The 26,411-nt window shown below is 49.8% G+C and carries 18 protein-coding genes and 2 tRNA genes; 15 read left to right on the top strand and 5 right to left on the bottom strand.

The genetic code is table 11. The annotated features are described in order from the left end of the window. Window positions 1–678: 678 nt before the first annotated feature. The 4 genes from CO251_RS14785 to CO251_RS14770 all read left to right on the top strand — a co-directional run bounded on the left by CO251_RS14785 (window position 679) and on the right by CO251_RS14770 (window position 7,642). Window positions 679–2,151, top strand: a complete 1,473-nt coding sequence (locus CO251_RS14785) for a type I restriction-modification system subunit M (protein WP_103376570.1) — start codon at window positions 679–681, stop codon at window positions 2,149–2,151. Beyond that, window positions 2,144–3,343, top strand: a complete 1,200-nt coding sequence (locus CO251_RS14780; protein WP_103376569.1) for a restriction endonuclease subunit S — start codon at window positions 2,144–2,146, stop codon at window positions 3,341–3,343. Before CO251_RS14785 ends, CO251_RS14780 begins: the two co-directional genes overlap by 8 nt. After that, on the top strand, window positions 3,336–6,278 hold the full coding sequence (locus CO251_RS14775) for a type I restriction endonuclease subunit R (protein ID WP_103376568.1): 2,943 nt from the start codon (window positions 3,336–3,338) through the stop codon (window positions 6,276–6,278). Before CO251_RS14780 ends, CO251_RS14775 begins: the two co-directional genes overlap by 8 nt. A gap of 122 nt (window positions 6,279–6,400) precedes the next feature. Further along, complete coding sequence (locus tag CO251_RS14770; protein WP_146039103.1) at window positions 6,401–7,642, top strand: hypothetical protein; 1,242 nt, start codon at window positions 6,401–6,403, stop codon at window positions 7,640–7,642. 2 nt (window positions 7,643–7,644) lie between these two features. Here the strand turns inward: CO251_RS14770 and CO251_RS14765 are convergent, their stop codons facing one another. The 3 genes from CO251_RS14765 to CO251_RS18115 all read right to left on the bottom strand — a co-directional run bounded on the left by CO251_RS14765 (window position 7,645) and on the right by CO251_RS18115 (window position 11,197). Then, the gene (locus CO251_RS14765; protein WP_103376566.1) at window positions 7,645–8,355 is read right to left on the bottom strand and encodes a M48 family metallopeptidase; all 711 of its coding nucleotides are present in this window, start codon (window positions 8,353–8,355) and stop codon (window positions 7,645–7,647) included. Window positions 8,356–9,243: 888 nt separating this feature from the next. Next, window positions 9,244–10,608, bottom strand: coding sequence for a helix-turn-helix domain-containing protein (locus tag CO251_RS14760; RefSeq protein ID WP_158246374.1), 1,365 nt, complete (start codon window positions 10,606–10,608; stop codon window positions 9,244–9,246). Window positions 10,609–10,810: 202 nt separating this feature from the next. Further along, complete coding sequence (locus tag CO251_RS18115; RefSeq protein ID WP_103376564.1) at window positions 10,811–11,197, bottom strand: cysteine-rich VLP protein; 387 nt, start codon at window positions 11,195–11,197, stop codon at window positions 10,811–10,813. A 1,456-nt stretch (window positions 11,198–12,653) separates the two neighbouring features. Here CO251_RS18115 and CO251_RS14750 point away from each other — a divergent pair. Further along, window positions 12,654–13,508, top strand: coding sequence for a hypothetical protein (locus CO251_RS14750; RefSeq protein WP_103376563.1), 855 nt, complete (start codon window positions 12,654–12,656; stop codon window positions 13,506–13,508). 212 nt (window positions 13,509–13,720) lie between these two features. Here CO251_RS14750 and CO251_RS14745 read toward each other — a convergent pair whose 3' ends face one another. Then, window positions 13,721–14,491: a sulfite exporter TauE/SafE family protein gene (locus tag CO251_RS14745; RefSeq protein WP_158246373.1), complete on the bottom strand. Its 771-nt coding sequence runs from the start codon at window positions 14,489–14,491 to the stop codon at window positions 13,721–13,723. Window positions 14,492–14,955: 464 nt separating this feature from the next. Between CO251_RS14745 and CO251_RS14740 the strand changes: the two genes are divergently transcribed. After that, window positions 14,956–15,480, top strand: coding sequence for a GNAT family N-acetyltransferase (locus tag CO251_RS14740; protein WP_103376561.1), 525 nt, complete (start codon window positions 14,956–14,958; stop codon window positions 15,478–15,480). Between the two features lie 536 nt (window positions 15,481–16,016). Here the strand turns inward: CO251_RS14740 and CO251_RS14735 are convergent. Further along, entirely contained in the window at window positions 16,017–16,373 is a 357-nt protein-coding gene (locus CO251_RS14735; protein ID WP_369825297.1) for a PucR family transcriptional regulator, read from the bottom strand. Window positions 16,374–16,770: 397 nt separating this feature from the next. On the opposite strand from CO251_RS14735, the gene CO251_RS14730 reads away from it, so the two are divergent. From CO251_RS14730 to CO251_RS14690, 9 genes are all read left to right on the top strand, one after another. After that, complete coding sequence (locus CO251_RS14730) at window positions 16,771–18,411, top strand: proton-conducting transporter membrane subunit (RefSeq protein WP_158246372.1); 1,641 nt, start codon at window positions 16,771–16,773, stop codon at window positions 18,409–18,411. Further along, window positions 18,408–20,891 carry a YbcC family protein gene (locus CO251_RS14725; protein WP_103376558.1) on the top strand — a complete coding sequence of 828 codons (2,484 nt, stop codon included), beginning with the start codon at window positions 18,408–18,410 and terminating at the stop codon, window positions 20,889–20,891. The genes CO251_RS14730 and CO251_RS14725 overlap by 4 nt, the downstream gene beginning before the upstream one ends. Before the next feature lie 76 nt (window positions 20,892–20,967). After that, window positions 20,968–21,903 carry a LysR family transcriptional regulator gene (locus tag CO251_RS14720; RefSeq protein ID WP_103376557.1) on the top strand — a complete coding sequence of 312 codons (936 nt, stop codon included), beginning with the start codon at window positions 20,968–20,970 and terminating at the stop codon, window positions 21,901–21,903. A 514-nt stretch (window positions 21,904–22,417) separates the two neighbouring features. Next, entirely contained in the window at window positions 22,418–23,068 is a 651-nt protein-coding gene (locus tag CO251_RS14715; RefSeq protein WP_242968649.1) for a histidine phosphatase family protein, read from the top strand. Window positions 23,069–23,171: 103 nt separating this feature from the next. After that, window positions 23,172–23,249, top strand: a tRNA-Asp gene (locus CO251_RS14710). A 5-nt stretch (window positions 23,250–23,254) separates the two neighbouring features. After that, window positions 23,255–23,330 (top strand) — tRNA-Phe (locus CO251_RS14705). Window positions 23,331–23,455: 125 nt separating this feature from the next. Next, window positions 23,456–24,121, top strand: coding sequence for a 3D domain-containing protein (locus CO251_RS17955; protein ID WP_103376788.1), 666 nt, complete (start codon window positions 23,456–23,458; stop codon window positions 24,119–24,121). Between the two features lie 280 nt (window positions 24,122–24,401). Continuing rightward, entirely contained in the window at window positions 24,402–25,658 is a 1,257-nt protein-coding gene (locus CO251_RS14695; RefSeq protein ID WP_103376556.1) for a hypothetical protein, read from the top strand. A 66-nt stretch (window positions 25,659–25,724) separates the two neighbouring features. Further along, window positions 25,725–26,390 carry a Crp/Fnr family transcriptional regulator gene (locus tag CO251_RS14690; RefSeq protein ID WP_103376555.1) on the top strand — a complete coding sequence of 222 codons (666 nt, stop codon included), beginning with the start codon at window positions 25,725–25,727 and terminating at the stop codon, window positions 26,388–26,390. Window positions 26,391–26,411: the final 21 nt, after the last annotated feature.

Raw genomic sequence — 26,411 nt, 5'->3', positions numbered from 1 at the left:
TATTCCACGTCCATACTATTTCATGGTAAGAGGATTAGCCACGGTTTAAATAGCAGGTCAACTCAAGCCATGTCACTAGGATTTACGCGATTGGCTTATAAGCGATACCATCGTGTTAATGACTTGAATTGGTTGCGGGGTCTTAAATTAGGAGAGATGAGGAGATTGCAAAGGAAATAGCGTCTGCTCAAGTGGGAGGGGGAACAGGGTTTATCCGTGATGACACGATCTAGATGAAGAGGTGTTATCCTTGCTTAAAGACTACTAAGGAACTCGCACTGATCAAGCAAAACATAAGGTTTTTACCAAAGCATACCAACTAGACCCACGGCCCCGTTTCTTATGGCATAATTATTCACTATGATACGATTTATTGAGAGCGATCCTTGTGTGCGGTTGGTCGGCGTCAGATACCGATGACCAACCTGACGTAATATGCCCTCTGGCGGTCACATATAAAGACGACCCGGACAGGCCTTATACCTTGACTGCGACGTTATTAAAGCTGCTATGTCCGCGTTAGTCGCAACCTTCCCGAGCACGTTAAGTCAGCGTTGTGGATGCTGCCCTCCGAAGTCACCTTCACTGTGGTACGACCTCTCCCTAATTCCTTCGTAATCCAGTATAATTCTCAATATCATCGAATGTTTTGTCGAATGGAAGGGGTTCCGAATATCTATGCCTCTGACGCTTCAAGAACTCGAATCGCACCTTTGGGAATCCGCCAACATCCTGCGAGGGAGTATTGACTCAGCGGACTACAAGAATTATATCTTTGGCTTATTATTCCTGAAACGGCTTAATGACGTTTTCGAGGAAGAACGGAAAGACTTGCAACACATTCCCGGTGCCGATCCCGATGAGCCCGTGGAATATCAGTTTTTCGTGCCGGAACGGGCTCGATGGAGTCATTTGCGCACTGTCGCGGTCAATGTCGGGGAAGCGATTAACAAAGCCTTTGAAGCCTTGGAAGAACAAAACCGCCGACTCGAAGGTGTATTGGTTAGCATTGATTTCAACAATAAAGATCGCTTGCCTGATCACGTGCTCCTGCGCCTCTTGGAACACTTCAGTCGCGTGCAACTAGGCAATAAGGATCTTCCCGAACCCGATATGCTGGGCCGTGCATATGAATATCTCATTGCCCAATTTGCCGATGATGCGGGGAAGAAAGGTGGCGAATTCTACACGCCTCGGGGTGTCGTGCAACTGCTAGTCGCCCTGCTCCAACCTGAAGAAGGCATGCGCATTTGTGACCCGACCGTGGGTTCGGGCGGGATGCTGATTGAGTCGGTCCACTACATTGAGGCCCACGGTGGCAATGCCAAGAATGTGAGTCTCTACGGACAAGAAAAGAATCTCAACACGTGGAGCATTTGCAAGATGAACATGCTCCTCCACGGCTTGGTGGATGCCCAGATTGTAAAAGGCGATACCATCCGCGATCCTAAACTGGTGGACCATGGCGAGTTGATGTTGTTTGACCGAGTCATAGCCAATCCCCCGTTTAGCTTGAAAGGCTGGGGCCGAGAAGAGGCCGAGCATGACCCATATGGACGTTTTAAATATGGCCTGCCGCCAAAGAGTTATGGCGATTTGGCCTTCGTGCAACATATGGTGGCGACCTTAAACGTCACCGGACGGCTTGGGGTTGTGATGCCCCACGGGATCTTGTTTCGGGGGAATAGCGAGCAGCACATTCGGCAGGGTCTCTTGGAAGACGATTTGATTGATGCCGTGATCGGGCTACCCCCAAACCTTTTCTATGGGACCGGCATTCCGGCGGCCATCCTGATCATCCGGAAGTCCAAACCCGAGAGCCATCGTCACCGCGTGTTGTTTATTGAGGCGTCGCGTGACTTCCAACCGGGGAAAAACCAAAATAGCTTGCGACCCGAGGACATCGCGAAGATTGTGGATGCATATGCCGCATATCAGGACGTGGAGAAGTATGGGCGTGTGGTGTCACTGGAGGAGATTCGGCAAAATGAATACAACCTCAACATCTCGCGTTATGTGGACACCTCTGAAGAGCAGGAAGAAGTAGACATTAGCGTACTGATCCGGGAATTACGACAACTGGAAGTAGAACGGGATGAATTGGAAGCGAAGATGTATGGATATCTGAAGGAGTTGGGATACATTGATTGAACTTGCTCGATTAGGCGAGATGATAACAGTTACCAAGGGAAAAAAACCACGTTCCATATATGGCAAAGGGCCGCACAAGTCAGTTCCATATATTCTAATAGATGAATCCCAGACTTTGTTCACTGACGACGAAACAGTCCCGATTTGTTTTCCGGACGACATCCTTATGATAGTTGATGGGTCGGGAAGTGGAAAAGTATTCAAGAATCGATATGGCGCAGTAGGATCGACACTACTAAGAATACGTCCGATTTCCAGAAACTTGTTACCTGAGTACTTATTTTATTTTCTTGAGTATATCCAACCAGAACTACAAATGAACCGAGTGGGAGGAGCAATTCCACACGTAGATAAATCATGGTTAATCGAAAAAACTATCCCTCTCCCTCCACTCCCCGTGCAACGGCGCATTGCGGAGATTTTGGGGAGTGTGGATGCGGTGATTGACTCGCTAAGATCGTCATTAGACACCTTAGTCCAACTAGAGGGCCAAATTATAGAATATCTGCTTTCTCGTGGACTTGAACAGTCTGAACATTGTACGCATCCTGGCGTGGGTAGAGTTCCAACACGTTGGTCTATACTGCCACTTAGGTCTATTCTTCTTAAAGCACAGTACGGACTGTCTCTACCTTTAATGGCATCCGACCCTGGTAGTGGTATACCAGTTCTACGAATGAATAACATCCGACATGGTGTCCTTGACATATCGGATGTCAAATTTTTGTCTCAAACTGACGTAACCCCAGAGTATATCTTGGATGACGGCGACGTCTTATTTAATCGCACAAACAGCCTTGATTTGGTCGGAAAATCTGCTTGTTACGATGCTAATCTAATCCTTCCCCTAACGTTTGCCTCTTATCTAATTCGGCTCAAACCAAATAGTAAGGTTGTAGTTGGACATTTTCTTACGTTGTTTCTGAACTCTGAAAAAGGTCAACAACAAATCCGGAAAATAATTACTCCTGGGGTTAGCCAAGCCAATATTAGCGCATCTAATCTAATGGAAATATTAGTTCCGGTTCCTCCTATACTAGAACAGACTAAAATTATAGGTTTTGTGAATTCAATTCAGCAACTTAAAGCATCCTACAGTGCAGAGAAAGATAAAATTACCTCTTTAAAGACGACGCTCCTTTCAAAGTTTTTAATAACGCAGCCTGCCGTACAAGGAGTAACCCATGTCTAACCATTGGTCTGAATCCCAACTTTCAGAATCCCCCGCCCTGCACCGGCTGGTCGCACTCGGTTGGGCACACATTCCCGGTCCCACCATCGACCAAGAGCGGGATTCTTTGGCGTATCCCATCTTGCCTCAACGTCTCTTTAACGCCATCAAACGTCTTAACCCATGGATCTCCACGGACAATGCTGTTCAAGCCACGCGCCGGGTCACCCAAGTCAATGCCACCAGCCTCTTGGAAGCCAATGCGCAAGTGCATCAAGATTTGACTACGTATTTTAGCCTCGAACAAGATCTCGGACAGGGACGTCGTCATCAGACGGTAAGGCTCATTGATTGGGATGATCCTTTGAATAATGACTTTGTTGTGGTTGATCAGTTTTGGGTGCATGGCAGGGAGAAGATTCGCGCTGACCTCGTGCTCTTCGTCAACGGGCTTCCCTTGGTGGTGATTGAAGCCAAAAATCCTGCCTTAGTCTCTCATCCCCTCCAAGAGGCGACGGATCAATTGGAACGCTATCAACGGGTGGCTCCCCAACTCTTCTGGACGAATCAATTGTGCGTGGCCATTTGGGGACAAGGTGCCCGGCTGGCCCCCATTCAGGCACCGGCGCGTCATTGGGCGGAGTGGAAAGATCCTTATCCTTGGACGGCAGACGACTTGGGCGCGGATGCGTTGCCCCAAGATACTTTGCTAGCGGGTGCTTTGACGCCAGCGCACCTATTAGATCTGACGCGAAACTTCATCGTTTTTGAACCGGATGGTCACACGGTCATTAAAAAAGTGGCTCGGTATCAGCAATGGCGAGCGGTGTCTAAAGCCATGGATCGGATCATTCATGTGCCGCACAACAAGCAACGGGGCGGTGTGATCTGGCATACCCAAGGGTCGGGAAAGTCTCTGACCATGGTCTATACGGCCTTGAAACTGCGACGAACTCCCGGTTTGCAAAACCCTACTATTCTGGTGGTAACGGATCGACGAGATTTAGATCGGCAGATCGCGGGAACCTTCCAACGGTGCGGATTCCCCAATCCCGTGCGCGTGGAGAGCATTCAGGAATTACAGGATCGGTTGCTGAATGGCGGGCCGGGGCAGACGCTAATGACCACCATTCAAAAGTTCCAAGTCCCGAAAACCTCCCCTACGGCCAAGCACCCCGTCCTGAGTGAAGACAGCAATCTCTTTGTGATGGTCGATGAGGCTCACCGGACCCAATATCACGGATTGGCGCACAATATGCGGGTCGCGTTGCCACATGCGTGTTTTCTGGGATTTACGGGTACCCCCATTGATAAAAAGGACCGAAGCACGCCCCAGACGTTTGGTTCTTACATCGATACCTATACCATTAAGCAGTCGGTCGAGGATGGGGCGACGGTGCCGATCTTCTATGAATCTCGTCTGCCGGAGGTGCAGGTGGAAGGACACTCGCTTGATACCTTATTTGACCGCGTGTTTCGCGACTATCGCGATGAAGAACGGGAAGCGATTAGGAAACGTTACGCTAATCTGAAAAGCATTATTCGAAGTCCGCAACGGATTGAGCAGGTATGTCTAGATTTGATTCAGCATTATGAAACCCATATCCAGCCCAATGGGTATAAGGCCCAAATTGTGGCGATTGATCGCGAGACTGCCGTGCTCTATCACGAAACCATTCGACGCCTAAATGGTCCAGAAAATGCCGTGATTATTTCCGTAACGAATGACGATGATGCGCGGATGAAGCAATATAAGCTGACGCCAGACCAAGAAGCACGACTCATTGATCGATTTAAGCAGCCATTAGCGGTGGATCCGTTGGCCATTCTCATCGTGTGCGATAAGCTCATCACCGGCTTTGATGCCCCCGTAGAACAAGTTCTGTATTTGGATGACGGACTGCGCGAACATACCTTACTCCAAGCCATTGCCCGGGTGAATCGGCCCGCTCCCGGTAAAACCTATGGGCTGGTGGTGGATTATTACGGCATTGGTGGCTTGTTGGATGAGGCGTTAGGCATTTTCGAGGCGCAGGATGTTCAAGAGATCCTGCACCCGTTAACCGATGATCTTCCAGCCTTGGAACGAGCCCACCGGACCATCATGCGGATTTTTGATGGCATTGACCCGAATGATTTAGATGCGTTGGTGCGCTATTTAGAACCGGAAGATCGTCGGATTCATTTTGATAACGCTTTTTTGCAATTTGCCAAGCACTTAGACCGGGTGATGCCCGATCCGGTGGCGGCACCTTATCTCGATGACATGCGCTGGCTCGGAAAAATTCGCATGGGGGCCAAGAATCGGTATCGGCAAGAGACCTTGGATCTTTCTGGTGTCGGTGCGAAGGTTCGCCATCTCATCGAGGACCATATTCGGTCTTCGGGCGTAACGAGCCTTTTAGCTCCGATATCCATTCTGGACCCCGCCTTTCATCAAAAGATCTTAGAAGGGCTCCCCAGTCCTGAAGCCCGTGCGCATGAGATGGAACATGCGTTGCGTCATGAGATTCGGGTGCGTCAAAAAGAAAACCCGGTCGCTTGGACATCCCTGCGGCAACGGTTGGATGAGTTGATTCAGCAATACCGCCAACTCCGGATTACATTGGCAGAACTACTCCAAGCCATGGCAACCATGCGGACCGAGGCACAGGAAATTGTTCAAGGCAGTCAAGCCGATGGCCTATCCCCTACCGTGTCGGCGTTTCGGAGCCTGTTGGTGGAGGCATTGGATGCTTCTGGAGAACGGACCGATACCATGACTGCATTGGCTGAATCGATTGTGGAAGGACTCCAAGGGCTCCGTGTGATTGATTGGCAAGTCAAAGAGGATGTGCAGCGGGAAATGCAGAGGTTTATTCGGAGGCAATTGCGGGTGGCCGGGGTTACGGAGTCCAGCGTATTAGATCGGTTGACAGGCCAGTTGATGGAGTTGGCAAGAGTACGTCTGGCATAGCGATATTGCTATATTTACCAATCCTACCCATCATAAGGGAACACAACTATTTGCGCACAAGGTGATGCTGATTCGGTTTTTTATCCCAATCATAGTGGGGAAAGTCGGAGGTTACCTGAGTTGTGGTTGCAATACCCTATGAGAAAAAAACGAGGGAAAAAATAATGAGCCACAGTAAGAAAGCCATTTTAGTGCTCCTTGGAGCTGGTTCATCATATTCTATCGTGCCTCAAACCGCAGAGATAACGAATGATCTGTTAACATGGATTGCACCTAGCGATGGAAGTACCATTATTAACGAACCGTTTTTTGCGCCGTTTATGAAAATGTCCCAAAGAGAGAAGAAGAGCCCAAATTTCGAAGATCTCATTGATTTTCTTGATTTGTTGGCCTCCCTTAATTGGACTGCTAATGGGGCTTTCGATTTCTATCCAACGTTGTGGTTGATAAGTCGATCCTTCCGACGCCGCTCGTTTAGACGGGGAACTATACCACAACTAACATTGAACGGGGGTTTTTTAAGGCTTCTTGCGCATGAAGCACGAACCCGCATATTAAGTTTAATTTACCAATCGTCGAATCCAATGAAAATGTCCACGTCCGCCATAAATACTGTGTTAAGAACCCTAAATCAGTATTTTCAATTAACGGTCGCATCCTTAAATTATGACAATATGTTAGATTTTAGCGGAATTCCATTGGAGACAGGGTTCCGGCTCCCTTACCACCAAGGTATCTATCAATTCGATCCTACAATAGAATTTTCGGGAGATAACACGACCCTGTATCTACCTTTACACGGCTCGATTCATTTTATTCCATCCTATGCTTTAAATCGGTCTCTCCCAAGTAATCCAACACAACCGTTATGGGTGGAAGATATTGACATAGCGGAAAATTTAAGACACAAGTCAGGCGCGAGTTATTCGTCCAACAAGGATTGGCAGTTGGAGCCCGTCATGATTACAGGTCGAAACAAACTTGCGAATACCATTACCTATCCGTATTCAGCGTATTTAAGCTTGTTTCGGCAACATGCTTTTAATGATGATGTTTGGTTGCTCATTGGCTATGGCGGTTGCGATATTCACATTAACGCGATTCTCGGGCAAGCACTTACAACGCGAATCGGTATCAGAAAACCACCCATAATCATCGTTTGCGATATTGGAACCGAAACCGATCTTGGGAAACTCATGAGAAGAATATGGATACCGTTTCTTTCTATGCGCATTGGAAATGAAGTTGACAACTGGCGTACACTTTCATTAATTACATTACAGCATATGGGATGGGCTTGGCTACAAGGAATCGACGGTCTATCAAAATCGTTATTATCATTGTTAGGTCGGGTTCCTATTTAATATTACCACCCCAACTCCGCCCCGTGATCCCGGAGCCATTGCTTCTGCACCTCAAAATCCGGGAGTATCACCCGGACCGCATCCCAAAATGTCCGGCGATGATGGGGGTAACGCCGATGTGTAAGTTCATGAACAATGACGTAGTCAATGACGGAGAGAGGCGCCTGGACAATGCGCCAGTTTAGGGCAATTAACCCGTCCTCGCGACAGAAGCCCCAGCGGGATTTGTATTCCGCAATCTTGAGACGTGATGGCGCCGCGCCCACGATGGGGGCATAATGCGCAATTCGTTCCGGAAAAAGAGACCATGCCTGCTCCATGTACCATTGAACAAGGATCTCACGGATACGGTACGGTTGTTGGCCTTTAGACACGGTGACGATGAGGTTCCGGCCTTCCAAAACAACGGGCGATTCACTGGCGTCCCTTCGTTGCACTTTAAGCCGCAAGGTATATCCACGCAGTAAGAAGCCCTCGCCACTGACAAATTCTTTGGCGGGGAGGGTCTGTGGTGTTGGCGGGGCGGTCCAATGCTTTAAGAGCCATCGCGCTTTGTGCTTCACAAGTGGCTCAATTTGCTGCCGGTCAAACCCCACAGGCACCAAAACAGTCACCTGTCGAGAAGCATCAATCTGGATAGCGGGATGTTGGCGACGAGGCCGTTCTTCAATAGTATAGGGGATGGTCGTGGTTCCAATCGTAATCGTTGGCATTATTCTCGCTCCTTACCTTCGCATTGTACCGAAACGGATGTAATCGTAAAGGGGCATTGGAAAATTAAAGAGCGAACCATCGAGGATTTTTTAAGATTTTTGGCGGGATTGTTGGAAAATGCCTAAAAGAGGGGGAGTGCAATGGATAGCCATTCAGTTATTCTGGGCTAAGTATGGCAAAAGTACCTTCTTGTTGACGGTCCTGATGATGGGGAACTTGGGCCATTGCAATCAAAGTTCCCCCGTTAGACCCAAAAGGCGAATTAACTGCACTAGTTCGTCACTACTATAGGATCTTCCATTGCCTTTTATTAACGTTATCACGTCGTTTATGCATGGTTGAGCATCGATGACGTATGCACTCCCTAATGGGTGTGGGTGTGGGACAAATCGGCTTGGCCCATTCGGAAAAAATTTCGTCACATCAGGCGGACAAAATTTTCCCGCGATCAATGCGATGTCAAATGAGGTATTGAAGTCGTTTTGGAGTTGGTTAGCACTTGCTGACGAACAACGGGATCGTTTACCAGTGCATACCGTTTAGCATTTTGGCTACCATAGTTAAAAACATGATTATAGTGTACTCCATGGGAGCCCAAAAACGATTTCACTTCGCAGGCTAACGCATTAGGGAGACCTAGGGGATTTGGCGTAGTTGCCAAGCGAACCGCTACGAGGTCCACTTCTTGCATGTGTTGTTGGTGGACAATTTTTCCACCTCTGTGTAAACCGTGCTGTCCAATGAAAGCCACGAATATACAGGGTTAGAATAATCCACGGGATTTAATCGCGCTAAATTTAAGGAATGACAGCTAACTAGTGTCAGTAATTCTGGAAGTGTAACATGAAATTCCCCTTGTACTAGGTATTTTTCATACAACAAGACACTCATGTTACACTTTGCGGTCCCAATAAACGGTATACCTGCATCCGACTAATGCCCACCTGTCTTGCGATGGCTGACTTATTATATCCTGAAGCATAAAGTTTCTGAACTTCCAACCGATGGGTTGCGGCTAGAGTTTCTCGTGATGGCTTACCATGCTTTGCACGTTCTTGTTTCTTGCGCTCTCGATCCCGTCTTTGACGTTCTTCGGCACCAATGATGGTGGTCATCTGCCGTTGTTCTTCTTCCGTAATGTCTAGCCAATCAATGAGCGTGTGGTTTCGAAAGCGATACAACGGAGAAACCGTGCGTCCCTTCCATTCCATCGTTTCCCCGGCTCTGTGCTTTTGAACCGTTTGGATGACGGCGTGCAATCGATTGGTGAGTTCTTGTTCGTCCCAGCCACCCACTGAGTGAACAAATTCTCTCATCGCCGATACAATATCTTCCTCTCCCAAATGGCTCAGGGCTACACCCAGCGGAAAGATATACCGATCTCGCTCTCCCGGTGGGAGATATTCCCCATGTCGCATCACAATCAAGTTCAAAATATCCTTAACCACGGCTTGATACCATGTCTCAATGGTATAGTTACGGAGCCATTCCGGTTTACGCCTTCGTGTTGCAGGGGTTTTCCTGTGGGGCGTAGCTTGTGGCGTCCTGTGGGAGTCGTGCCTGCCTAGGATGGCGTATTCGAGACTTTCGAAGTCCCATCGCGTATGGCAATAATAGGTTGCGGCATCAGGGAGGGCGGCATCCCACGCAGCGGCCCAATGGATGACCATCGAGTCTAATACAGCCGTTCGCTTGCCATTCTTGCTGTTGTTCACGCCGACGAGGCGGATGCACCGGGCGACATCCGTTGCCATGGGGTCCGCCCCGAGGGGACTCAGAATTTGGCGTAAGCGTTTGATGACTTTTTGCCACCGTGGCAGCATGGTGGGCAGGATGGGGTCAATGCGCCAGAGGAGCCACATCCCGTTCCCCGATGTTTGGGCAAAGGTCGGGAGGGGAATCTGAGCATGGTTGAGCACCTTCACGGCTTCTGCTAGTACGGCCTCGGGGCTTGCCTGTTGCCACTGGGGCTTGGTGTGGTAGTCCAAATCGACCCATATCGCATTAAGTTCCCGAAGATTTTTGGATTGGCGAGGCCCGTTAAAGCGGTTGAGCGTGATGACGATGTCGACATTGTCTGCATACTTCGATAATACCGTCGGAATTGCGGAGACGGCTTGCGTATCCCAAGCCTTCGGATTGTTGCCGTTTTCCATCATGCCAAAGGTCACGTAGCCAGAGGACTCCCCGTGGAGCCACAGCGCATAATCTACAGGCTGTTGAATGTGAGATAGGGAGGGAAGATTGATCATAGGGACGCAGTCCTTTCCGTGGAGCATTATCGTGGTCGAAAACAAAAAGAACCATCGCATGGGACGGCTCTCTGTTGTTGGAAGATCCATGCTTGCCGTCATACGTTTTGATGGGTAAAAATCAGGAGGATAGGCAATCATACCACCCTCTTCACAACCGGGGCTGGAAAGCCTTGTCCTACTTGGCGCTCCACCTTAAAAACTATGACGGTTTGGCCTTGCGGCGGCGATACGCCCGAGATGCCGAAGCTTGGGCCTTTCGATGAGCCTGCCGCCCACAGGGGGGACAATACCTTTGATTCCGCCCGGTCTTGACAAATGAGGTTCTGCACGATTGGCATTGACCTGTTTGTACCATCTGCTTGTTGTCTGGGGTCTTGGAACTCTGTTGGTATTCGGCTCGGAGCACCGGGTTTGCGGGTAGGACCGCTTCTTCAAAATACTGACAGGCGTATGAATCCTGTCCTTTAGTCCACGTCAGCAGGGAACATGCCTGTTCCGATTCAAGGCACCGTCCCCCAACGAAATTGGCACAGTCGGCTTGCACGGTCCGTCTAATGTTCTGGTGTCGTACTTTCTCTGACAACATCGCTTTAAGAGTCCTTTCGTTGGGGGATCTCGTGAGACTGGAGTCCGGTTTGGAGAAGTTGGACAAACGCCTGATTTTGCGAGACTCTATGGTCTTCGGCAAACTGCTTTACTGTTTCCACGATAGCGACCGGGATTCGTAAGGTAACGTTATTAACGGCTTGGCGCATTCGATGACATCCTCCTTCTTCATAAAAATCGCGTCAGAAGCGTGTAGAAGCCCCCATACTGACCAAGGGCAATAAGCCTCCCTTGTGGACGGAAATGTGCGCGGAGGAGCTTCTATGCATCTCTTAGACCATCGGATTCGGGTAGATAGGGGGTCAGCCTCCAATTAGAAGGTTCCGAAGACATTCCGGATACCCTCTGATGAGCGCGGCTCTTCCAGTGGGGGTTAACGTGGTAGTAGCTGAGAGCAACCATACATGCTCTCACAATATAAGCCGCGAAATCATCCAAAAAGCAGGATAATTCAAAACGGCTCACCATGAAAATTTTTTAGTGGGTGGCATTAACGGTGTCGCGACGCCCATACTAAAAATTATCCATCTACTGAGCGTTCGAACCCGCAAATCCAAAATTTGTCCCGAATTTTTAAAGTCCCTTAGCAGCTCAATTTGATGGCCGAATGCCGTGAAGGGGGTCTTACAATTCGTCTGGCGACTTCTGTTTGAGATGGCCAACGGCTTGAAATTAACGTCACATTTTTGTGTGCCAAATGTGTGCCAACTCAGCCAAACCGGGCCAAATTCAGCCAATCGTGGAGTCAAAGCCAATGTCTCGAAAGCCTTAGAGAATCACACTCTGACCCACTCTGCCTTACTCACCCCAACACATCCATCGAGCACTGTGGGGGACTGAAAATCCTCGTGTCGGCGGTTCGATTCCGCCCTGCGGCACCATTTTTTTCAAATTTAACGGTTATCTATTTTTCACCATGGCCAAGGCCAACGGTGATTTTTTATTTCTTTAGTATGCCATTCTCAAATAGGACTGCGTATTCTACTCGGTCACCTACAAGTTTCGGATTTTTCCGTTATCATCTACGGTGAGATTACGCAGGTAGGGGCAGACCGTAAACGTGGATGTAGTGTGGACACCTCAAATTGAGATACGTCTTCTGTTAGGTTGACTCTCTGCACGTACAAGTGGCCTTGTTCCTATTGCCTGTCATTTAACAATCATTGCTATTTCCCAAAGATCCCCTCTAATAATTCATATGGCTTCATCGGTGGAGATTTCTATTTTGTTTTTAGTGATAATCCTTCATTGATGATTGAACATTCGTGTGGCGTCATCAGAACTCGACAAAACATACCATAAAGTGGCGATGTGGCCTTTATTTCGATTAGTTAGTCTACGTGATATTGTAGGTATAAACATGTTTTAATGGCGTCGCTGATATGACGGTATCCTGATTGAGCACCGATATAAATTTTACGAAGGGACGAGCCATTATGTACGGGTTACGGTATTATTGTCCAGACGATAGTTACTGGCATTACTGGAAGGAAGACGAGGTACAGCAATCGTATCACCGACAAACCCTTGAACTCATGGAGAAAATTAGGGAACTGCACCAGATTCCTTGTGAGGTGATTCGGATTCCCGTCACCCCACTAGGCGGATTAGATGAAACAGTGGAACAAAAAATTTATCGCGAGGACATTTGGCCATGGGCCTCGATTCTACTTCCTCGACTTGAAGAGGATTCTCTACGTAGATGTTTTAAATCACGCTCTGGCAACCTATATATATCAGGTAGGGTTATTGTCGTCGAAGATGATCACATTGGTTGGGCGACGGGGTCTAACGCGTCATTTCGGCGTTTTGTGCCTAAAGACAGAACCACGTATCGTCCGGACCGGCTGGATTTTCTTGATGCGGTGTTGCAACGCGGTACGCCTTTATTAAAAGAATTATGTTTTATTGTGGAAGGTACGCCAGAGCGGCGCCTATTAGATAGATTTCGGAGGTCAGGCATCATAACCGGAATTTATCGCGAAAACGTGTGGCTACCAGAACTTAAACAAATTGACGTTGTCTGTGAGGCAGATAACCATGTTTGGTTATTTGAAGGAAAAATTACGCTAAATTGGCAAGCTTACGGACAAATCCGCGGTTACACGCTACTCTATGGTCAAGGTTATCCTAAGCACCACGTTTATAGTGGCATCGTCTGTCAATCTTCGGACGCGGTCATCGAAGATTTGTGCCGAAAGGATAACATTGCTGTCTTTGTTGAGACCGCCGAGGGATTTGAAAACCGTGGTGGATCGGGTTTAATGTGTTCATGGCCGCCCTTGCGATAATAGGATAAAGTTCTGAATTGTTGTAAATTTCCCCTTGACGGTGAGTGTGTGACTTAACCAATTTGGGTGTAATGATTTGGCGAACCCAACCATCGAACTTTTCTATGCGCTTTTTTAAAAAATCTGCAGCACAGACCACTATTTCCGATGTGTCATACAAAAGGTGATTTAGATTGGGAACGTCGACCGCCTTTTATGCTATAAAACCGAAGTCAATGGATCAACATCCAAAGTCCGACGGCAAAAAGGAGTAGACCGGTTCCGCCGACTTGATAGCGTTCACGAATACCCTGAGCGTAGTGTGCTACGAGATACCCCGTGATGACGGCAATCACTCCAATCAGCAGAAAGCCGATGACATCTATTTCGTGATGCCAGCCGTATCCTAAAGCGCCACTGAGGGCTGATAACGCCATGGCAGCGGTTCCTGTGCCAATAGCGGTGCGCAGAGGATATCGTAGGCCATAGAGCAGCGCAACTAAAAAGAGAATGCCTCCGGAAGCGCCGATCAGTCCAGAAATGTTGCCAATGAGAAACCCCCAGGCGCTGACCGCTGCTACCACTTTCCAGTTTGGGGGTTTTGGTGCCTGGCCGGCCGGGGGAGGGGTGATGAGGGGGATATTACGCCATGCGTGGGACAAAAAATTCCAGGACATGGCGACCATGAAAATGCCAAACGCTACCGTCAACCATGCAGTCGGAATGTGGTGCGACAAAATCACTCCGGTTTGAGCCCCAGCCATGGCTCCTCCCATGAGGAGCGCTCCTTGATTAAACGCCACGTGACGCTGCCGAGCGTAACTCCATGCCACCGTGACCGACGTTACTACATCGACAGCAAGGCTGGTGCCAACGGCCGTGCGAAAAGGGATATGCATACCCAAAGTCAAAGCAGGTACCACGATAACGACCGCGCTTGCTCCGGAAAATCCGGTCAGGGCACCAGTAATGAGGCCAATGATTAAATACACTACGATATCCATTTCGCATAAGGCTCCTCTGCACGTAACGTTGAGTTCTCTGGCGCCTATTTTCATTATTAAGAAAAGGTGTTTGGCGTAAGGCGTTAGAACACAACGGCTCTATTACTATACAAAGTATAGCAATAAAGGTCAATCAAATGCTAGGAGTATCGGTATTTTATGGTCGATCAACCGTTGTATCTGTCTTGATAAAGACGTTTTTCTGTTGATCGGAGACATGCGTAAGGCCGCAATCAGTCAAAGGTGACAGGAGAGGATGTTTCGCTAACGCTCGGGACTGGTCCCCAATTGCTTGCAGGCCGTTTTTGCGAACAGTCGTAGGCATGGCAAGAAAAGTTCTCTTGGGGGTGCTTATGAGAACGTTGCTGTTATGTTTCAGAGGTTCTGATCACTTGACCATTGACGCCATGCGTGGCGCCAAATAGTCTATGTGAAGGGATAAGGCAAAGCAAGCACGTGGTGTTATGATGGATAGAAGGGTCACACAAAAAATTGAATCTAATGCGGGGACAAAAATGCGTACAAAAATGAAAATGATGTTAGTCAAGCAAGGCGTCGCTTTTTCTGGAGAAGTTGTCCTCAAAAATATCCAACAAAATGATGTTTTACGTTTAGGAAAGCTGTTTTACGAAGCCTATTATGACACCATTGATTATGAGGGAGAAACGCCAGAACAAGCTGTTCAAGAAATTAATGATACCATTAATGGCAAGTACGGGCCTTTTATAAACGACTGTTCCTTTGTAGCCGAAGTGAGGGGAAGGCCTGTGTCGTTTTCACTGGTTACGATGTGGCAGGGGAGACCGTTGCTGGCGTATACGGCAACGCATCCTCAATATCTAAATCAAGGTCTTTCGACAAATTTAATCAAGAATAGCATCAATGCGTTGCTGATGAGGGGGCATGAAGACCTCTATTTGTTTGTAACCGTGGGAAATGAACCTGCCAGGCATGTGTACGAAAAACTCGGGTTTATTCCCATTACCTGAGTTGAACATCTGCCGGGCTGTGCACCTGCTTGCGCTCTTTGTATTGGTTCGGGAACGACAACCTCTTCGAGCTGAATGTTGTGCGAGAAACTGATGCACAAGGTCCACCGCTGCTGCACCAAATAGTAGACGTTATACATAGAAGCAGGTACGTATAGACGTGTAATAGGATAGCGCAGAGGCTAAGACATTCAGTGCATGCAAGGAGCTGTGACCCCATAAGAAACTTGGCGGTTGCCCCTCACGAGGGTAGACGGCTCATTGCACTGCCGTTGCGGGTTCGGTGTGCGACTGAATATGCTGAGATGGTCGTAGATCATCTCAGGGATAGAGGCTGTGATGGGGCATTGGTCTAGCCTTGGACGGCCCGCCACGTTAATTCATCGACACGGACCTCGCCCATGCCGCGGCACATGCGGCACGTGGTGTACCCGCGTTGGTCGCAGTGGATACAGCCTTCACTTTCGCATTCTGGGCAAATATCTTCGCCATAGCCAAAGCATTGAAGACAGGGTTCCCATATTGCCGAAGGAGATTTACGAAATAGGGGCGATTTTCTCGATTTGAACATCTTCTTCACCTCCATGGATTAACGGGTTCTTGCGGTAAAAAGCGAGTGCCAGTCCTAGGTCAATGATTGTATCGAGATCCTTAAGATCGCAGCCAAGTATCGTCTGCAAGCGGCTAAGACGGTACGAAAGGGTATTGCGATGGATATATAGACGCTTTGAGGCGGCCCGTGCGTGGCCATTGCTTTCCAGATAGACTTGTAAGGTCCATAACAATTCTTGGCTATACGCGCTAGATTGCAATAAGGCGCCAAGTTTTTCTTGGACAAATTCCGCCTGCACCGATTCCGGTATAGTATCGAACCAGCGTGACAATTGTGACATCTCCTTTTGAAGCATAGGCAATTTCTCGCTTTGCCACCTTGAGAATAGCATCTCGCCTAACCGCCGACTAATACCAAAATCCGAAACTATTTATAAGTGCGCAATGATAGATACATGACGCCTCCGTTTTTTCGGAACCGCTATTCGCCAGTGAGGGGGCGTTCTTCATTGGTTGTCTGCGGCAAGAATAGCGATTCGGAAACGAGAGAGGTTAATGGCATTGCTCTGGGATATCAACGCACGGAAATTTTTTTAAAGTGATTGCATTTTCAACCAGAGGACTCGTATAATAGTAAACGACTTTGAATTCACGAATTTTATATCGTATATAAAACGTCGTGAAGTGAACTTCCGTAAACTGATGCATTGTGGTGAGCGACGAGAGGAGTTAAGGGCTATGATGGAATTGTCGAAAGTCATATCAGACATCTTGGAGATACTGCCATGGCCTTTCGTATTCGCAGGGTTAATCGCTATGGGCGCTTACCGCAATCCTGGGGTCATTAAAAAGATGGTCTTGGGGGCGTCAGTGGTCACCTTACTATTGGCAGGGTTGGACGCCGTTCTATACTTTGTGGGCTGGTCCACCGCGCATCACGCGCCGCTAGGTTCTTCACGGGGGCTGGGAGCGTGGGTTGACGTCAATGTCTTAACCATTTTGATGTCGTTGTTGGTGAGCTTCGTAGGATTAGTCGTCACACGTTATGCCTATACCTATATGCGTGGCGATGTGCACGAGGGACGGTTTCACCAATGGCTAAGCCTGACATTAGGATCATTTCTATGGATGATTGCGGCTTCCAATTTGTGGACGTTTTTCATTTTTTGGATTGCGGCCAGTTTGAGTTTGCATCCATTGTTAGCGTTTTACCGCGGGCGTCCCGCGGCGGTGTTGACGGCGCGTAAGAAATATTTTGTCGACCGCCTTGCAGACGGTAGTCTATTGGTCGCCTTTATCCTCATCGCACGTACTCTGCATACAGCCCAGTTTGCTGTGATTGGGAGCACGTTGATGAATTTTTCGGGTCCGCTGCCTTTCGCTTTGCAACTGGCTGGGGGACTTCTGATTGTGAGTGCCGTCCTCAAAAGTGCACAATTTCCTTTCCATGGGTGGTTGATTCAAGTCATGGAAGCGCCGACGCCGGTTTCTGCGGTGCTGCATGCTGGCATCATTTATACAGGGGTATTGTTGTTACTACGGCTAGAACCGCTGGTAGCGCAAGAAACATGGACAGGCGACGTTTTGATTGGAATTGGATTGCTGTCGATGATTTCAGGGTCGTTGATGATGATGGCGGCGTCAAATATCAAGGCGTCTTTAGCCTATTCGACGCACGCGCAAATGAGTTTTGTGCTGATTGAATGTGGGTTAGGGCTCTATAGTCTGGCGTTGTTACACATTATGTCACATGCCGTGTATAAGGCTCATGCCTTTCTCTCGTCGGGAAGTGTCGTGGAACAATTTCGAGCGCCCAAATTACAACGCGGGCCGGTGTTTCTTTCAGCCTCGCGCATGCTGATGAGTGTGGGAGTGGCCTTGGGTTCGGTTGTGGGTGTCAGTGTTGCGATGGGACTTCCACTATTCGCGCACGTTCCGCTATTGGTGATGGAAACGATTCTTTTAATCGCCTTGATTCAAATGGTTATGCTGGCGTTGACCGAGAGAGCTGTCGAAGGAATCCAATTCGTGGGGCTCATTATGGGGCTGAGCGTTGGTGTGTCTTTGGCCTTCTTAGGGCTTGGGTCCGTGTTCAATGGGTTCTTGGCGACTTTGTGGCCGCCCGTAGCTCATGCCAATGGGGGAGTTTTGCAATACGTGCTATGGGGATTGATTATCGTGAGCTTTGTCGGCTTGCTCTTCGTTCAGTACAATTTGCCGCGGATCCGCCGGCATCCCTGGGGGTTGGCCATTTACTTGCATTTGTATACCGACTATGTCGACATGATAGTCACGCGGTGGGTGCGCCAATTGTGGGGCTGTAAGATCGTGCAAGCGTCGGTCCTACCGGCTGCTCATCCATCGGAGGTCTTGTCATGACGATGGTGCATTTCAAGGGCCCACAACTCATCCAGCAAGCACAAAGTGTCATGGAACGGATTGCCCCACTGTGGCCGCTAGACAGTTTTGTCGCCGTCAATCCCTATATGGGCCTCATGCAGTCCTTTTGGGATGCGCACGAAACGTTGAAACGTGTTGTGGGCCAAGGTCTATGCATGCCGCGAGAGTATTATTGGCAGAAAATGAAAGACGGCCGTATCACGCATGAGGATATCGCCACAGCCATTCAAGAATTTGGTTATGGGGACGAGACGGCGGGTATTGAACAGATGTTAGTCCAACCGTCCCGCTCCCGCGATATACCCTTTAAGTTGCTGACGGATATTTTGGGTCAAATCGAGCAGCAAGATTGGTCAGCCTTTGTTGTTGAACACACCAGTCGTTATTGCGCCGCGTATTACGACCAAGGGCAGGCTCTTTGGTCATTTCCTTGGAAAGACTTGCCGCTGTATACCAGTTGGCGCCAATTTGTGCGGTATGATAAAAGCCCACGGCTATGGGGCGTCAAAGGTTTTGGCGAGGCGTTGGACCGGTGGCCGGATACGGCCGAAGGGGCCATCGTGCAAGCGATTCAAACACTCGATGTGCCAGGGGAAGTTTTGGACGACTATCTTTATGCCGTTTTGTTGAGCATTGGGGGATGGGCAGGGTGGACACGGTATTTGCGATTCCAGGCCGAACTGCAAGGAAACGACAATGCTGACCTCCAGGATCTGCTAGCGATTCGTCTGTCGTGGGAGGCCTTGTTGTATCAGTTAAAGTCCAGCGATCTATTGAAGAGTCGGTGGCGTGAATTCTTGGTCCAAGCCGCCGAGTCCGCAGGGCATTCGTCCAAGGAAATCCCAATCGATCCGATTTGGCAAACGGCATTGGAAATAGGATACCAGCGCCAGTTGTTGGGGCTTTTGAACGGTTCTGTCGAATCACAACCCTTCCAGGACCGGGCACCGGTGCAAGCGGTGTTTTGTATCGATGTGCGTTCAGAGGTGTTTCGCCGCGCTTTCGAGACGGTGGAGCCGGGCGTGCAGACCTTAGGTTTTGCCGGATTTTTTGGCATACCTATGGAATATGTTCGCTTTGGCGATAGTGCAGGGCAGGCCCATCTTCCGGTCTTGTTCACGCCTAGCTACCGTATCGCAGAATCTTTGAATCCGGATTCTGAACGACAAGACACGAAAACCCTCTTGGTCAAACGACATAACCAGCTACGGTTAAATAAGGTCTGGAAAATCTTTAAAACTTCGGCAACGTCCACCTTTGCGTTTGTGGAATCCGTAGGGCTTTTATGGGCGCCCAAGCTAATCAGCGACAGTATGGGGTGGACCCGTCCTGTTCCCAAACCAGATGACGTGGGCCTATCACGAACTGACCGCCGTCGTATGCAGCCTCAACTGTCATCTGAGAGCAAATCTCAGGACCTTGTTTCCGACATGATCACCGGTATTCCCGAAGCCGATCGACCTGCCCTAGCGGAATCGGTGTTACGCAACATGGGCTTGATGGGGAACTTCGCCCGTCTAGTGCTCTTAGTCGGGCATGGGAGCATGACGGTGAACAATCCTCAGGCTTCTGCGTTGGACTGTGGAGCGTGTGGAGGGCAATCCGGAGAGGCCAATGCGCGAGTGGCAGCCGCTTTGTTAAATGACCCGGGTACACGCCACGGCTTGGCACAGCGAGGGTTAGCCATTCCTGATGACACCTATTTTTTGGCGGGATTGCATGACACCGTGACCGAAGAGATACGTTTGTTAAATAAAGAGGTCATACCGTCTTCACATGTCTTAGATGTTCAGCAATTGGAACAGTGGTTACAGCAAGCGGGACAGCTTGCCCGGGCAGAACGCTTGTCCCGTGAGACAGATCAGGAGAACACCCCGGCTAAGGCTCGTGCAGTCTTATGGCGACGGGCCCGTGATTGGGCAGAGGTGCGACCGGAGTGGGCTTTAGCCGGCAATGCCGCATTTATCGCGGCTCCACGGCACAGAACGCGTCAGCGAGATTTAGCGGGCCGGGCGTTTTTGCATGAATATGATTGGCACCTTGACCCCACATTTAGCACCCTGCAGCAAATCATGACGGCACCGATGGTTGTAGCACAGTGGATTAATATGCAATATTACGGGTCTATGGTGGATCCGCGTCGTTTGGGCAGTGGCAATAAAGTGTTGCATAACGTGACGGGGGGATCTGTTGGGGTGCTCGAAGGAAATGGAGGCGATTTGCGGGCCGGATTAGCCTGGCAGTCTTTGCATGACGGTACCCGCTGGATGCATGAGCCAATGCGTCTCACAGTGCTCATTGAGGCCCCTCGGGAGGCCATCGATGAGGTCATTGCGCACCATGACGAGGTGCAGCACCTTGTCGAAGATGCATGGATTTATCTGTTTCAGATTGATGACGACGGGCGTATCCATCGCCGTGGTCTTAATAAACAATGGGCTCTCGTGGGCGCCCAGTGATTTGATTAGGGTGAGCAAGCCTCATATTGGTAGGCGATAAAATGTGAGAGGCAAAGGGTTCAGGAGGGGACGCGATTTGAAAGAAGACGAGGTTCTCATTAATCTCCATCAATTACGGGTCTTCCGAGAAGTAGCGCGTCGCATGAGTTTTTCCCGGGCCGCGGAGGAAATGATTTTGAGTCAACCGGCGGTGTCCATGCATATCAAACACCTCGAAGAAACGATGGGAATGCCGCTATTTGAAAAAGTCGGCCGACAAATTTATCTCACGGAGGCGGGAACTCAGCTGTTAGAGTACAGTCAACGGGTATTCGCCGTGTTGCAAGAAACGCGTGAAGCGATGGATGCGTTGCAAGGGGGCGATGCTGGACGTCTTCGGGTCGCAGCTGACACGACCGCTGGGGTCTATGTGGTCCCCGAGTATTTAGGCATTTTTCGTCAAAAGTTTGCCCGAGTGGACATTAACCTCGATGTTACAAATCGCAAGACGGCCATCGAACGGTTATTGTCTCGGGAAGCGGACCTAGCGGTTATCGGCAAATTTCCTCATGAAGCGGAATTGGAGGCTATCCCATTTTTGGTCAATGAACTTGTGGTCATTGCGTGGCCGGACCACCCTTTGGCCCATCATGAGAACATTCCATTAAATGCGCTTGCAGACGAAACGTTTCTGATTCGAGAAGAAGGCTCAGGCACCCGGGCAACGATGGAACAGTTTTTTGACGAGTCAGGCGTCAGGCCTCGTATTGGCATGGAAGTCGCAAGCAATAGCGCCATTAAACGGGCTGTAGTCCACGGTCTTGGGCTTGCAATCGTTCCGCGCCGCGCAATTGAACTGGAACTTCGAACTCAGCAATTAGTGGTGTTGAACGTCCAAGGATTCCCTCGGGTACGCTATTGGCATGTGGTCCAATTGCGTGACCGGATGTTGCCACCGCCTGCAGTGCATTTTAAGGCGTTGTTGCTCAAACACATCTCCACTCCCAAGCCGTCCTTGGATGTCTCCTCTTAAGTTGTGGCATTGAACTGTCGCGCCCTTAGGCATGCAGCGGGCGTGCCAGGAGCGGTGATGGGGCTGTTCGACACGGTTTGTTAAGATATTCTCTTGCACCGGGTCATGTTGACGCTAGGTAGCCTCATGGCCTGCTCTAATTACGTACACATGCTAAACGCAATGGCCTTCAGGGGATCCTCCGGTCACCTAGCCTATCCATTATTTCTGACTTATGGGTTCTTTTATGTTTCGGTATTAGTCAACAATGGGCTGAGCTGATACGCTTAATTCACAAAAAAACCACGTAATAGGTACTCACAAGGCCTATCATCGAAACAAAAGGCTGGAGAACCTGTCAGGACGGCTAAAGATATTAATGGGGGGATTGGCGTGAATCGTACGGTATGCTTTGCGGCCACCAGTGCTCTGAACTGCTTATGTATAGACGCTCGCAGTCCCCCAAACCCTGTTAAGCGGCAAAGTCATCAGGGTGAACAGAAGCGATGAACATTTGGAGGTCGAAGAATTGGCGATGAAAACGGTGTACTTTGTCCGGCATGGTCGAACAACATGGAATGACCGCGGCAATCGTTACTGTGGACGATCAGATTTAGAGTTGACGGAAGCGGGAATGGGTCAAGCTCTTCGGCTTGCGCAACTATTTGAGGATGTGCCTTTAGATGTGGCCTTTGCGTCACCTTTGCAGCGCGCTATTGCGACAGCGTTTCCGATTTCCAACCGCGCGGGCGTGTCCTTGCATATCGATAGCCGGTTGCAAGAAATTGATTTCGGTAACTGGGAAGGATTAACCCAACAAGAAATCGAGTCATCGGATGCGCTCCAGTGGCAACGCTGGGTGCAAGATCCTGCCGTGACCAAAGCAGGAGGAACGGGCGAAACGGGGCAGGAGGCTGTAGTCCGCATGCAGCATTTTGTTGAGGACGTGAAAAGTTGGCCGTTTCAAAATGTGTTGGTCACGTCCCACAATACCGTGATGCGTCTTTTTATTGCCGCATCTTTGGCATTGCCGTTGGCCAGTTATCGTCACTTTGAAATGGATAATGGAGACGTTTGGGTGATGAGGATTGGAGAAATGGGGGAGATGAAGTGGAAACCTGGAATTTCTTGCGCGCATAGAAATTCCACCACCGAAAATGCGGCAGCCATGACTGAACTGAGGTAATTAGCCCTTAGGCGGCCATAGAAGAAAACCACCATGTCCTAAAAAAGTATTTGACAAACTCCTTAATGTAGTGGATAATAGCAACGTTGCTGTGGTGGAACTCGGAGGCGTGGTGTAGTCGGCCTAACACGCATGCCTGTCACGCATGAGATCACGGGTTCGAATCCCGTCGCCTCCGCCACAAATGCCGCGGTAGCTCAGTCGGTAGAGCAGAGGACTGAAAATCCTCGTGTCGGCGGTTCGATTCCGCCCTGCGGCACCACTATAAGGTAAATGATGTGCATACCATTTGGGTGTGCTTTTTTTATTGTCATCAATGCCTATGCACATGATGCCCGAGGATTTGGGGAAACTAACCGTCATAAAAGAGGCGGAGGCGTCAGCGTCATGAAGTGGGCAGTGGTGGTGGCGATCGCCTGTATGGCGATGGGCATAGGGCTAAAATCTGCCAATGCAAGCGGGTCAGCGCCCAATCAAATGCCGCCGTGGCCATGGTCAGGCCGAGGTTTTGCAGCGGAATCGGTGCAATTTACGCCCGTTGCCTATCCGGTGAAAACCGTGAAAGACAATATGCTGCCCCAAGGCCAGACGTTGCTGTTGCAGCCGGGTCGACCGGGCATTGTCTTTCAAGTGGGTCCTGTTCGCACGTCTATCACCGCGCCCACCCAACAAATAGTCGCTCAAGGAACGGCGCCCGTCCATACGATTGTCATTAACGGGGTTACGTATCATTACGACCGGGTCTTCTCTGTTTTGACGACCGCTTACAATGGCCAATACTCCATGAACGGCCCGTCCGGCGCGGTGGCGGCTTGGGACGGACTTCCCTTGCACCAAGGCGATGTGGCGGTAGACCCTAATGTCATCCCGTTAGGAACGTATTTGTATATTGATGGATATGGTCCCGCGCGGGCTGTGGATACGGGCTCGGCCATTATTGGGGATCATATTGACTTATTCTTTCCGGAGCCCGCCTCTCAAATTGCTCGTTATGGAATTCAATTTCACACGGTGTACATTCTAACCCAGCGCCCCTCTTCGTATCCCGGCTAATCTCGCTCTCTTCTGAATGGTGTTCTTCGTGATCGATGTCACAATGCTCCCTAAAGTGCTGCGATAGAGTGTGGGCATGAAAGGAGCGCATGCCCGGTGGAAACGGCTGGCATCAAAGTCAAAAGTCTTGTGAAACAAACAATGGGGCGTTGGCGGTTAATGCTCGTAGGGTCCGCGACGACCGTGTATCAATAATCAGTGTGAGGCGGGTTTTCCTGGCAGGATCCGACGATTCGGCCGTTGTTCGAATTTTGAAGGCCCAATAGAGAAGGAGACGGTGATGAACTTGTCCGAAATGGTGCATTATAAACCCAGTATCAATATCGCACAGGCCCCGCGAATTTCGGCGCCGCTGCTGTATATGGGCACGGGATATGCATTTTTCATTTTGGCGGCCATCGAGGTTATCGTCCTGGGGCAGCCTATCGCTTTGGGACGCGCCGGGGAGCCGCACGTGATTATGGCTGTTCACTTTTTTACGTTGGGATTCTTGTCCATGACAGCTCAAGGCATCTTAACCCAGTGGATTCCGGTGGTGTTTGATGTCCCACCGCTATCTTTTCGCCGTACGGTCATCCAATTTCTTGTATATCTGAGCGGCGTTATCGGGTTCGCGTTGGGATTGATGTATGGGAACTGGCGAGTGTTGGCGCTGAGTGGAGGGATCTTAGCCGTTGCCATTGTATTGTGGTCAGTTGCATTATGGGGACAAATGAGGCGATCTGAGAAACACGGCAGCGTCTACCGAGGTATTCAAGGAGCAATTCTGGGGTTTAACGCGACATGGATTCTGGGTTTGTTTATGGCGTTGTCTTTCTTGGGATGGTGGCCTGAGTATCAAGTGCTGCGCGTACATATCGCGACAGCGCTCGGGACTTGGTTGGGTCTTTTAGTGTTAAGTGTGCAATTAAAACTGAACCCCATGTTTTCAATGTCTAAAGCTGAACGCACGAAACCCGCTCTGCCGATTATTTTGGCGGGAATAGGGACGCTCATGGTGTGGGCCTCGCTTCTGACCTCTGCACTTGTAATGCGACTGGGGGCCACCATATGGGTGGGCGCCGTGGTGGCATCTATCGTGCAACTCGTTAGTACCGTGCGGCAGGGGAAAATGTTTGACTGGGTGTTTGCAGGGGTGGGAACGGCTTGGGCGCTATTTCTTGCATCCTCCGTGTTAGGGATATGGCTTAGCCCTTTGGCGGTGGTAACCGCGTTTTGGGGGTTTCTCATTCTTATCTTTAGTTATCAATCTCGCATCATTCCTTTTATGGTGGCTCTACTTGTATCGAATAAACTGCCAGGTCCTGTGTTCAAGGCTTTCTTCTTGGCTCAAGCAATGTATTCGCCTCGGCAACCCATCGTAGTCGCTGTCTTAGGCGTCACGGGGGCCTTGTTATCTGTAGTGGGATGGGTTGGTCATTTTGGCGCTATGGTGTCGGCAAGCGGGATTGTGGCTCTGGGACTGGTTGTGACGCAGGTAATTAATATGGTTGTGGCAATAAGGCGCGCGTCCAAAAGACGTGAAGCACAAGTATAGGGTGCACAACGTCTCTACCGATTGCTACGCGTGACGCGTATAATATCGGGCATAGGGAGGGACGCCATGACCGGTAAGCGCTATGATGTGCCCTTGCTTCAGTTAATTCCGGAATCGACATTGTCCGAGATCCTCGTGATGCGTCATTATGAGGCGGGCGACCGAGTCTTTGAACAGGGCGAACCGACGTCAGGGTTATGGTTTGTCCTCGAGGGACGTGTGGCGATGGAACGGATCGGATTCGAAGGCCAATTAACCACGACTGGTGTGTGGGTGCTGGGCGATATTGTGGGGATTGCGGGGCTTTGGGATCAGAGCGGCTATCCTGCGTCGGCTCGGGCGCTGTCAACGCCGACGGTGATGGGCTGGATTGCGCGCACGATGGTACTGCGGCTGCATCAAGAAATCCCGGCGTTTGGCCTCGAAATTAGTCGGGTGTTGGCCGAACGTTTGCGATTCATCCAAGAGTCCATTGCCGACCGTAAAGGGTTGCCAATGGTGAACCAAGTCGCTTCGGTCCTATGGACCTTGTTTATTCGGATGGGGCGCATGATTAATCTGACCCATGAAGATATTGCCCGGTTAATTGGCACGCGTCGGGAGACAGTGACGCGTGCCATTCACACACTTGCGCAAGATGGCGTGATCTATGCGCACCATGGGATGCTGGAAGTCACTGACGCGGTCAAGCTGAAGCAATGGATGGCGGTGGTGGATAAAGATAGCGATTAGAATCCTCAAAAAGCGACCATC

The sequence above is a fragment of the Sulfobacillus sp. hq2 genome (genome assembly GCF_002903155.1).
Lineage (GTDB): Bacteria > Bacillota > Sulfobacillia > Sulfobacillales > Sulfobacillaceae > Sulfobacillus > Sulfobacillus thermotolerans.
Note: the sequence above shows the minus strand (reverse complement) of the source record. Positions and strands in the feature narration are given on the sequence as shown.

Excerpts from the sequence above, each read along its gene's own strand:
- CO251_RS14785 (WP_103376570.1), top strand. The coding sequence starts at position 679 with ATGCCTCTGACGCTTCAAGAACTCGAATCGCACCTTTGGGAATCCGCC.
- CO251_RS14775 (WP_103376568.1), top strand. The coding sequence starts at position 3,336 with ATGTCTAACCATTGGTCTGAATCCCAACTTTCAGAATCCCCCGCCCTG.
- CO251_RS14765 (WP_103376566.1), bottom strand. The coding sequence starts at position 8,355 with ATGCCAACGATTACGATTGGAACCACGACCATCCCCTATACTATTGAA.
- CO251_RS14760 (WP_158246374.1), bottom strand. The coding sequence starts at position 10,608 with ATGATCAATCTTCCCTCCCTATCTCACATTCAACAGCCTGTAGATTAT.
- CO251_RS18115 (WP_103376564.1), bottom strand. The coding sequence starts at position 11,197 with ATGTTGTCAGAGAAAGTACGACACCAGAACATTAGACGGACCGTGCAA.
- CO251_RS14750 (WP_103376563.1), top strand. The coding sequence starts at position 12,654 with ATGTACGGGTTACGGTATTATTGTCCAGACGATAGTTACTGGCATTAC.
- CO251_RS14745 (WP_158246373.1), bottom strand. The coding sequence starts at position 14,491 with ATGGATATCGTAGTGTATTTAATCATTGGCCTCATTACTGGTGCCCTG.
- CO251_RS14740 (WP_103376561.1), top strand. The coding sequence starts at position 14,956 with ATGATGGATAGAAGGGTCACACAAAAAATTGAATCTAATGCGGGGACA.
- CO251_RS14735 (WP_369825297.1), bottom strand. The coding sequence starts at position 16,373 with ATGTCACAATTGTCACGCTGGTTCGATACTATACCGGAATCGGTGCAG.
- CO251_RS14730 (WP_158246372.1), top strand. The coding sequence starts at position 16,771 with ATGATGGAATTGTCGAAAGTCATATCAGACATCTTGGAGATACTGCCA.
- CO251_RS14725 (WP_103376558.1), top strand. The coding sequence starts at position 18,408 with ATGACGATGGTGCATTTCAAGGGCCCACAACTCATCCAGCAAGCACAA.
- CO251_RS14715 (WP_242968649.1), top strand. The coding sequence starts at position 22,418 with ATGAAAACGGTGTACTTTGTCCGGCATGGTCGAACAACATGGAATGAC.
- CO251_RS17955 (WP_103376788.1), top strand. The coding sequence starts at position 23,456 with ATGAAGTGGGCAGTGGTGGTGGCGATCGCCTGTATGGCGATGGGCATA.
- CO251_RS14695 (WP_103376556.1), top strand. The coding sequence starts at position 24,402 with ATGAACTTGTCCGAAATGGTGCATTATAAACCCAGTATCAATATCGCA.
- CO251_RS14690 (WP_103376555.1), top strand. The coding sequence starts at position 25,725 with ATGACCGGTAAGCGCTATGATGTGCCCTTGCTTCAGTTAATTCCGGAA.